Source organism: Bacillus sp. EKM501B, from assembly GCF_011800505.1.
GTDB lineage: Bacteria > Bacillota > Bacilli > Bacillales > Bacillaceae_G > Bacillus_A > Bacillus_A cereus.
The window spans coordinates 1-9,058 of sequence record NZ_JAALFZ010000039.1; the positions used below are offsets into that span (position 1 = coordinate 1).

Below are 9,058 nucleotides of genomic sequence, written 5' to 3' on the forward strand. Positions count from 1 at the left end.
TGCTCTGTTTGGTTATGGACAATGATCGCAAACTCATCACCACCTATTCTTGCTAGAGGAATAGTCGGTGACAGACACGTCCTAAAACGTTTGGAAACTTCATCCATTCAAAAACCAAACTTATGAGCATTGCACTAGTAGCTATCATCCAAGCAATTGCAATGTGATACTTTCGAATGATTGACATCCTATATTCCCCTCACCTGTCTTATTAGAATGTAAAACGGTTACTAATATATGACTAGTTTATTTCCATGTTTGGAGTACCCTGTTTCAATAGACAGTATCCAATCATTGATATCTTTCCAATCATAACCCTTATCTTTTAATTCTATAAACAATTCCCATTCCCGCTCTTTTTTCAGAAACTTATAGAAAACGAAAAAAAGGACACACCAATGGCATATGTATGCGTAGGTGTGTCCTTTTGCAAGATAGATTTAGAAGTATTTTGATACTTTTATCATATTATAAAACAGTTGTAGTTAAGGTTGGTTTAATACTTACATTCATATATACAATTTGTTAATCCAATTGATGACCTGCTACTAAAATAATACCTCTTTACCCATTATTTCTTTCACTATACTAAAAAAATTAACATGTTGAGGATTAACAGAAAAATTATTATGCATAGCGCATACTGATAACTTATACTGATCATCAATATCATATTGTCTAACAAAATATGGGGTTTTTTTATTGTTTTTTATTATTTCAATTTGTTTAAAATCATGTTTTTTAACTAAAAAGGAATTAAGAGGAATTGTTAATCCTTCTCCTAAAACTTTTACATAACTTTCCTTTATAGTCCAAAGATCATAAAAATAATCTAGTTTCCTTAGTGGATCTATAGAAAGCAAATCATTATATTCTGCCTCTGCAAAAAAGCTTTTTGCTATTTCAAATTCAATTGGCTTTATCAATTCAACATCTATACCAATTGAAAATTTATCTACAGCACAAACAACCCAATCACCCGAATGAGAAACATTAAATTCTAAATTAGAAAAATTATGTAAATACGGCTTTCCGTAAAGATTATTTTTGAATTCAATTTCTTCATTTGAAATACTATATTTTCTTATAATCAAACTTCTAACAAGAAGGTCCGCAATAAGCCCCCTATAACTATCTTCTTTCCTGTGGAAGTTCTCAATCTTTTTTCGCTTTTCATTAGAAACATAACCTAGTAATTGTTTAAATAATCTAGTTTCTATTTTATTAGGAATTCTTACAATATATACTTCTATCATTTAAATTCCACCACCTTTATAAACCTTTTAAGTTTCTTTAATAGATGTGCGAGTACCAACGTGTAAAACTACGAAAAAAATTGGAGAAGAAACAAGAGAAGTCATTCCCTTTTTGGTGTTTTTCTGATAATTCCCCTATAAAAAACATAGAAATATTAAAGTCTCATTTATAATATTTTACTTTGAAAATCGGATGAACTTAATGTTTTATTTATTACTTTAACAACTTCTTCTGTAAAATCATTAATAAAAAAGTGCCCTCCCAGATATCCATAAAAATAGCATTGTTTACTAGTATAATCAGTCCACTCTATCAATCTTTGATTATCTACTAGCTTATCATCGTAACCGTATAGAATAGAAATATTAAATGTAAAAGGACTTATTTTTCCTTTAAGCTCATAAGTTTCAACTAGTTTAAAGTCTGCTCTAATGATCGGGAGAAACATATCTAATATTTCATCATAAGATTGTAATTCTAATGGAATTCCCCCTAAGTCTACTATGTATTTTTTTAGTTCTTGATCTGGTAAAGTGTAACGCTTTTGCTGATCTATAGTATGAACAGGTAGTCGCCCTGAGAAAAATGCATGTATTGGACTTATTCCTTTGACATCATGGATTTTCTGAATCATTTCATATACTAATAAAGCTCCCATACTATGTCCAAACATCGCAAATGGAGAACCATCTAAATTAGGTTTCATCAAATCGTAAATATCTAATACCGCTTCTTCCATACTTGTATATACGGGCACTTTCAAACGTTTCCCTCTTCCCGCTAATTCAATAGGGATAATCTCAATATCCTTGTTTAAATAATCCTTCCAATTGTAGTAGGCTGACGAAGACCCACCTGCATGATGAAAACAAAAAAGCTTAATTTTTGAAACCATATGTCATTCTCCTATTATTATTTATCTTTAAATATATTAGATTTATCAACATTAATTCATTTAAAAATTTTATACCTGAAATAGGAATATGCATAACTTAAAATTGCTTATAAGTCTGTGTTATGAGGATTTTTTATGTTAAAATACTTTAATTTACCATATCGCTCCCTCCTCCGTTTCAATAATAGAATTAGTACTTCATTTCTTTACCTAGCATCCTATAATATGAAGAAAAGTTTTCAATTTTGCCAACAACTGCTGGATTTATGAGCCTGCATATTTTTATTAATTACGATAAGCCTGCTTTTTAATTTTGTCGATTTTTTGATTAATTTCGTAAATTTTTGCTAAAATCTCCTCTTGCTCTTCTTCATTTACAGGACTATCTGACAAGTAATTCTGCCTCTTGATTTCCAAATAGAAAAGTTCATTTTGCATTTCTACTGTTAATTTTGATTCTTTATTTTGTTTCTCCCGCTCATAATCAGAATAAGAGCCTTCAAATACTCTTTTGCTTGTGCTTCCTAAATCTAGTATTCTATCTGCAATTTTTCTCAAAAAATATTTGTCATGTGAAACAGCAATTATCGTACCTGGAAATTCTTGAAGCGCCTCTTCAATCGTCTCTCTCGTCTCAATATCTAAATAATTATTCGGTTCATCGAGAATGAGTAAGTCGGCGCCGGAGAAATATAATTTTACAAAGGCGACCCTACATTTTTCACCCATGCTTAAATGAGATATTCTTTTGAGCACATTATCTCTTTTAAACAGAAAACAGCCGAGAATTGTCCTTGCCTCTGTCTGAGTTAAATTAGGGATTTTCATAATATGATCCAATATTGTATCGCTTCCGTCCAGATCACTAAGCTCTTGTGAAAAATAACCAACCTTACATCTAGGATGAAGCTGTACCATTCCTTCTTCCGGCTGCTTCCGTCCTAAAATAAGCTGAAGTAGAGTAGTTTTCCCGGAACCATTTGGCCCAATTACAGCTAATCTCTCGGAGCGTTTCACATCTAAGTTAAAATCCTTAAAAATAGGAATACCATCATATCCAAATGTCATTTGACGTATTTGCAAAAGACGTGAGGCTCCAAAATCTGTTTCATGAAAATCAAGCTTCACTCGATCTGCTTCTTTGTACTTTTCTATTTTATTTTTCTCAAGGCGATCTAATGCTTTTTCAAGCGCCTTAAATCGTGAGGCGCTTTTCGTTGCCCTCGATGAGAAATTGTTTTTTTGCGCAGCAGAATCATCTTTTCCAGATGATTTTTGGGCTTGCTGGAACCATTGCTTATAACGGTTAATTGACTCTAATAACTCTTTCTTTTTTTGTTCCTGTTTGGCGTAAAGTTTCTGATGGGTTAATATTTCATGATCCTTCTGTTTTTTATATGCTGAATAACCGCCTTTGTACTTTTTTGTTCCTCCTGCTGTCAACTCATACGTTACATCAGCCACCTGATCAATAAAATGTCTATCATGAGAAACGAACAATACGGTTGTATCACTAGCTTTAATCCAATTCGTAAGCCATTCAATTGCATCTTTGTCCAAATGATTGGTTGGTTCATCTAAAATTAAAAATTTTGGATTTTTGAGCATCGTCCTAGCTAATTGCGCCCTAGTTTTTTCTCCACCACTTAATTGACTATAAGGCATGTACCAGCTTGCTGGGGGCAACTGTAATTGACTCAGGTGCTTTTCAATTTCCGTTTGAAATTGAAAACCATCCATTGCGATAAAACACTCATAAAATGTCGTGTATTCCTCCATCAAGCCTTCTAGCTCCTCTTTTGTTACAATCGACATCTTTTTTTGAAGCTCATCAATCTTCTTTTGATAAGTTGCCAGCTCAGGACGAACCAAACTAACATATTCATAAAGGGTCACATCCGCTAGTTCCTCCATCTGTTCAACCCATCCCCAAGCATCTGCAGGATACCTTCTCATAATTTTTCCCTTTTCTAATTGCACCTTACCAAATAGTGCTTTAAGCAATGTCGTTTTACCAACACCATTACTGCCAATAATGGCTACTCTCTGCTTTTCTTCAATATCTAAATGAACGTTTTCAAAAATCACCTTTTCATTTCTAGTAGCTTTACACCCTTCTGCTTTTAACATAAGCATTTTATCGTTCCCCCTTAAAACAATCCCCCCACCTTTCATAAGAAAAGTGAGGGTAATACCTATCCTATTAAATGTTTTTTATATGCATTTCTAAAAAATATCCTTTTTCCCTCATCATTGAAAATAGTTTCTTTATATAATCAACTGAAGGCTCTGGCCATTCAAAACCGCACTGTTTTAAATAGTGAACTGTTACATCACATTTACTTTTTACTACGGCACGATATGCCTCATTCTCCTTCACAATATAATAAGTAAACCCTAAAATCTTTTGATAGTTTTTTTCATTAGCATAGGATTCTACTAGCAATTCATACTCATGATCTGGCACCTTATTTATTTCAATGCCTCCTAAATTAAACATTTTCTGTATATTAATTTTATACGGATTATAAATATGAAAAACAGGTTTATTACTATAAGAGGAGGCAAGTTTTAAAATTGCTTCACTACATAAATCCACTGGTGAAACATCTAATAACTGGCCAACAATTTCCTCTGAAACAGCTCCTAGATGATAGATAGTTTCAAGTGTATTTGCGAATGCATTCTTCCTCAAATTCAATTGGACGCATCCATCCACGTGTCGCCCTGTAATCAATCCTATGCGATAAATAGTTGCATTCACCTCTTTACGAGCAACGGCCTGCATGACTTCATGCTCAGCTAAAAATTTACTTTTCACATAAACATTGTCATCTATCTCCTGCTCAATGAAAAAGTCTTCTTCAGTAAAAACTCTTTCCTCTTCACCTTTTGCGACATGACCTGCTACACTCATAGTCGAAATATAATGAAGTTTTTTATTGTCGCCTGCAAATTCCAATATTCTTTTTGTACCATTTATATTGAACTCTTTGAATTCGTTAAACTGTCCAAAGTGGTCCGTTTTAGCCGCGGCATGAAAGATATGCTCTGTCCGTTTTTTAATATCTTCGTATATGTCATAGGTTAAGCCGAATCGTTCTTTTGTTAAATCTCCGGCAACAATACTTAATCTGTCTGATGCTTGTTCTATCAAGTCCATATCCTTCGGAAAGTATTGTAAAAAGACTTGTTTGAGCCACTCTTCTGCTGTATATTGCTTATTTCTCCTTACTAAACAGATAATATGACCCTGTGTTGTACGTAGTAACCTTTCCAGCAAATGAATGCCTAAAAATCCTGTTGCCCCGGTCAAAAATACACCACTTTTACTATGCAGCCTTTTATCATCAATCAAACAAAGCTCTGCTGGACGGACATATACACTATCATCGATTTGGTTTTCTTCTATTTCCGTTTGATCACAGATAGCAGCTATCGTTTTTCCGTCAAAAAAGTCTTGAATCGATATCTCCCAGTCCTTATCCATCGTTAAGGCAAGAATCTTTAAAATATTGATAGAATTTCCGCCAAGTTCAAAGAAATCATCATGAATCCCTATAGAAGTAGAAGGTATATTTAGAACTTCTCCCCAGATCTCTCTCATTTCGGTTTCAAGTTTCGTTCTAGGCTCTATTTGCTGCTCTGCATCATTTTTTACTTGTATCGGTTTTGGCAGTGCTATCTTATCTATCTTTCCATTTTCAGTTAAAGGAAAGTAATCCAGCTTTATAAATTGTGAAGGAACCATATAATCTGGAAGCCTTTCTGAAAGCTGGCTTTTTATTTCGTCAACGAAAAATGGCTGATCACAAATAATGTAGGCAATTAATCTTTCAGCTGTCGTACCCATATTATGTTGTAAAAGATAGACGTCCTTTATGCCGGGCAACGTTTTTATAGCATGTATAATTTCCTGCAATTCGACACGATATCCGCGTATGTTAATTTGCTCATCCGCTCTTCCAATGTATTCAATTGTTCCATTTGATGTCCATCGCCCATAATCTCCTGTTCTATATAAACGTTCTTTTGTAACCGGATGATGTATGAAACGTTCTTTCGTCTCTTCACGACGATTCCAGTACCCTCTTGCTAGTCCAGCTCCTGCAAGACAAATTTCTCCCGTTACTCCTATTGGTTGCTCTTGGAATTGATCATTGACAATGAATACCCGGCAATTATCAATTGGGATTCCAATAGTTATGTTAGAATCGCTTTCAATTACACCACTTGTGGAAACAACTGTATTTTCTGTTGGTCCGTAATTATTGACAAGTTTATAAGAATGCGATTTACAAGTCTTCAACGCTTCACCGCCAGTTAAGAGGATGCGAAGTGAGCTGTTTGTCAAATGAGAAAATTGTTCGTAATAGGCCGTAGGCATAAATGCAATCGTAACTTGGTGACGTTCAATAAAATCATTTAGCTGATATATGTCCTGTCGTACATGAGCATCGACGATGTAAAGAGATGCCCCATAAGACAAACAAGGGAATATCTCCCATACAGAGGCATCAAATCCAAAACCAGCAAATTTCAAACAACGATCAGCCTCTGTTAATTGGAATCTCCTTTGATGCCACTGAACCAAATTCATTAATGAATGATGCTCAATCATGACACCTTTTGGATTTCCTGTAGAGCCGGAAGTGTAAATCATATAAGCTACATCATGCCCTTGTACTGTAATAGAATTGGACAATCCATTTTTCTCAAAATGATGGACATCCATAAAGACCACTTCCTGTTCAAACCCTGTTAGCAAACTCTTATACTCAGATTCAGTCAGCAAGAAGGTGACTTCACTGTCTTTCAAGATATAGTCAATCCGTTTTTTAGGATATGCTGGGTCTATAGGTACATAAACTGCTCCAGCCTGTAAAATACCGAAAATTCCTGCCAGCATATTGAATGATGGATTTGTCATAATTCCAATCATCTCACCTTTTTTGATCCCTTGCTGCACAAGCCAATCGGCAATTGCATTAGCCTTTTCGTTTAATTCCTTATAGGTTAAAATTTTATCTTGATGCACCGCTGCTACGCTATCAGGGTGATGTTCAGTCCATAATTTCATCATGGTGCACACCGTCTGATTAACCGACAATGGATAAGCAGTATCATTTACACGCTCAATTAATTGTTTTTCTTCATCTAAACGAAAATCAATTTCATATAAGTACTGCTCCGTTCCCGTCAGATATTGCTTAACGAGCTCCACATAGTGTCTAGCCATCCTATCAATATTCTCTACACGGAATAGGTTTGTACTGTATTCAATATTGATGTGAAATTCGTCGTTTAACTGAGTGACCTCAAATGTCAAATCAAATTTCGCTGTCTTTTGATCTGTTTGAAGTGGTGTCCATAAAGAAACTTCCTCTTCTGTATGAAACGAAAAGACTGTGTCAAATAATAAATTCCGATTAAGATTTCTTTTAATCTGTTTACGTTCAATGAATTCATCGAGCGGATAATCAGCATATTTCATCATGCTATATACTTGATTTTTCACCTGCTCCAAAAAGCTAGTTATCGACATCTGTGGTGTTGTAACTGTTCTAATGGGCAGTGTATTCATTAATAGACCTATTGTATTTTCTAGGCCCATTTGACCTCTCCCTGAAACCGGGGTTCCTGTTAGAATGTCATTCTGACCTGAATATCGATGAAGAAGTATCTGATACAATCCCAGGAACAAAACATAAGGTGTCATTTCCTGCTCTTGCAGCTTCTCTAGAAGACCACGTCCCACTTCTCGATTAATTGAAATCGATATATAATCTCCTTCAAACTGTTGAACCTTTGGCCTGCTAAAATCAGTCGGTAGATTCAACACAGGTAGCTGACCATCCAGAATAGATTCCCAATGATTATTCGACTGGCTGTAATCTTGTTTTTGCTTCCATACTGCATAGTCCTTATACTGCACCTGTACAACAGGAAGTTCAGCTTTTTCATCAGCATACAGTGAGGAGAATTCATTTAGTAATATATCTATTGATACACCATCGCAAATTATGTGATGCATATCCAAAAACAGCAAATGCTCTCCATTGTCTACCTTCGCTATTTTTACTCTCATGAGAGGTGCTTTTTTCAAATTAAAAGGCTTAGTCCACGCAGAAATCCGTGAAGGCACCTCATCTGCTTTCAGTACTTCTTCTTCTATATCTAAATCAGAGTTAGCATGAACTACCTGTACTGCTTCGCCATTTTTCACTTGGAAAGAGGTTCGTAAACTTTCATGACGTTCTATTATTCTTTTAATCACTTTTTCTGTCTTTTGTTTTTCCAGCTTAAATGGCACTGTTAGAACAATAGGCATATTATAGGTTGTGTCAGCACCTATTAAATGACTAACTGCATAAATGCGTTTTTGTGCAGAGGTCATCGGGTACTCTTCGGCCTCTTTAGCCACTGATATGATTTCTTTTTTTGCTTGACCCGTTTTGTCAATTTTATTAGCAAGCTCTTTTAAGAGTGGATATTCAAAAATATCCTGTAAAGAAATTGTTGTAAATAGTTGCTTTCTGATTTTGTTCATTAAATCTATAGCTTTTAAGGAATGTCCACCAGCTTTAATGAAGTGGCTATTTCTCCCAATTAGATTTGTCTCCAGCACCTCCTGCCAAATGGAAACGAGCGTCTTTTCAGTCTCTGTGCAAGGCGGTACATATTCTTCCTCTATTTCTTTTTCAGGTATTGGAAGCAGCTGTTCATTTACTTTTCCATTTGGCGTTAAAGGCAACTCATCTATTGTCATGAAATGTACAGGAATCATATATTCTGGTAGAGTTTGCGCCAGCTTTCGTCTTATTTTCTCCGGCTCACTCTCTTTCTTCCACACGATATACGCACATAGATTTACTTGTCCTTCCTCATCATGATGAGCCACCACAT

5 protein-coding genes and 2 pseudogenes are annotated in these 9,058 nt (G+C 35.0%); all 7 read right to left on the reverse strand.

Features of this window, described 5'->3' with window-relative positions; genetic code table 11:
• Positions 1-107, reverse strand: a pseudogene (locus HFD78_RS30200) (diguanylate cyclase); the annotation flags it as partial.
• Positions 92-187: pseudogene (locus HFD78_RS28660) on the reverse strand (disulfide bond formation protein B); the annotation flags it as partial. The pseudogenes HFD78_RS28660 and HFD78_RS30200, both read right to left, overlap by 16 nt.
• 43 nt (positions 188-230) lie before the next feature.
• On the reverse strand, positions 231-440 hold the full coding sequence (locus tag HFD78_RS30205; RefSeq protein ID WP_370624736.1) for a hypothetical protein: 210 nt from the start codon (positions 438-440) through the stop codon (positions 231-233).
• Between the two features lie 108 nt (positions 441-548).
• Entirely contained in the window at positions 549-1,256 is a 708-nt protein-coding gene (locus tag HFD78_RS28665; RefSeq protein ID WP_000573884.1) for a 4'-phosphopantetheinyl transferase family protein, read from the reverse strand.
• 167 nt (positions 1,257-1,423) lie between these two features.
• Complete coding sequence (locus tag HFD78_RS28670) at positions 1,424-2,152, reverse strand: thioesterase II family protein (protein ID WP_000253754.1); 729 nt, start codon at positions 2,150-2,152, stop codon at positions 1,424-1,426.
• A 285-nt stretch (positions 2,153-2,437) separates the two neighbouring features.
• Entirely contained in the window at positions 2,438-4,288 is a 1,851-nt protein-coding gene (gene abc-f / locus HFD78_RS28675; RefSeq protein WP_000928862.1) for a ribosomal protection-like ABC-F family protein, read from the reverse strand.
• A gap of 67 nt (positions 4,289-4,355) precedes the next feature.
• Entirely contained in the window at positions 4,356-9,056 is a 4,701-nt protein-coding gene (locus HFD78_RS28680) for a non-ribosomal peptide synthetase family protein (protein ID WP_346986746.1), read from the reverse strand.
• Positions 9,057-9,058: the final 2 nt, after the last annotated feature.

Bases quoted from the DNA above. Each gene is read 5' to 3' on its own strand.
- abc-f (WP_000928862.1), bottom strand. From the start codon at position 4,288: ATGCTTATGTTAAAAGCAGAAGGGTGTAAAGCTACTAGAAATGAAAAG.
- HFD78_RS28670 (WP_000253754.1), bottom strand. From the start codon at position 2,152: ATGGTTTCAAAAATTAAGCTTTTTTGTTTTCATCATGCAGGTGGGTCT.
- HFD78_RS28665 (WP_000573884.1), bottom strand. From the start codon at position 1,256: ATGATAGAAGTATATATTGTAAGAATTCCTAATAAAATAGAAACTAGA.